This window comes from Butyrivibrio sp. ob235 (assembly GCF_900109475.1).
Classification (GTDB): Bacteria; Bacillota; Clostridia; order Lachnospirales; family Lachnospiraceae; genus Butyrivibrio.
On sequence record NZ_FOBE01000079.1, the window covers coordinates 1 to 1,335 of the forward strand.

General features: G+C 41.6%; 1 protein-coding gene. It reads left to right on the plus strand.

Annotation, left to right across the window (positions count from 1 at the left end; all coding sequences use genetic code 11):
• Nucleotides 1–1,335 (plus strand): exonuclease domain-containing protein (locus BMW61_RS21510; protein WP_139176521.1); only part of this gene is annotated, 1,335 nt, incomplete at both ends.

Genomic DNA, 1,335 nt, shown 5'->3' on the forward strand with positions numbered 1-1,335 from the left:
AAAGATGAGTGATATGGACGGAGTTTCTTCAGTCGAGGATATATGCCTGCAGGCATTTAAGTGGGGAATGCCCGGTATTGCCATAACAGATCACGTTGTAACGCAGGCACTTTCCATATGGAGCCATTTTTATAGGGATAAAGGGAAAAAATATCCCGGACTTGAGAACTTTAAGGTAATTCCCGGTGTTGAGGGTTATCTTGTCGATGATTATAACCAGATTGTCATTAACGAAAAAGGGCAGGAACTTAATAACGCGGAGATTGTTGTATTTGATATAGAGACCACCGGACTTTCGCCGGTAAAGCACAAGATAATCGAGATTGGTGCAGTGAAACTTAAGGACGGAGAGATAATTGACAGATTTTCAGAATTCATAAATCCTGAAATACCGATACCTCCTCATATAACAAGGCTTACCAGCATCATGGATGAAATGGTATGTGATGCACCGACCATAGATGTTATTCTTCCAAGATTCGTTAAATTCTGTGATGGTGCGATACTTGTAGGTCATAATGTGACTTTTGACATCGGATTCATAAATCAAAAGTGCAAAGAGCTTGATATACCTGCAGATTTTACGTGCATAGATACCATGGGATTATCAAGGGCATTTTATCCGGAGCAGGCACATCATCATCTGGATGCTGTATGCAAAAAGCTTGGAGTGACTAACGATCATCATCACAGGGCTATTTCAGACGCGGAATGTACGGCCAGGATTTTTGCAATTTTTCTTAAAGCTATCAATGACAGAGGAATAAGTGATTTAGAGGGATTGCATGAGCTCGAAAAAATGGATCCTAAAGCAGTGGGCAGAATGAGGTCTCACCATATCATAATACTGGCCAAGAACTCTGTAGGAAGAACAAACTTGTACACTCTCATCAGCCTTTCGCACCTCAATTATTTTTACAGAACTCCTAAGATACCTCGGAGTGAGCTGATGAAATACAGGGAAGGCCTGATAATCGGCTCTGCATGCTGCATGGGAGAATTGTATGATGCACTCCTTGAGGACAGGTCAGATGAAGAGATAGCTTCCATAGTAAATTTCTATGACTACCTGGAAATACAGCCGCTGGCAAACAACAAGTTTATGATAGGGAACGAGAAAGAAAAATTCAGTGGCGTAAATTCAGAAGAAGACATTAGAAATCTGAACAGACGCATTGTAAAACTTGGAGAACAGTATAACAAACCGGTTGTTGCCACCTGCGATGCCCACTTCCTTAATCCGGAGGATGAAATATACCGAAGGGTGATAATGACGATCAAGAATATGACTGACGAAGAACCAGCTCCATTGTACGTCAGGACAACCGCCGAAAT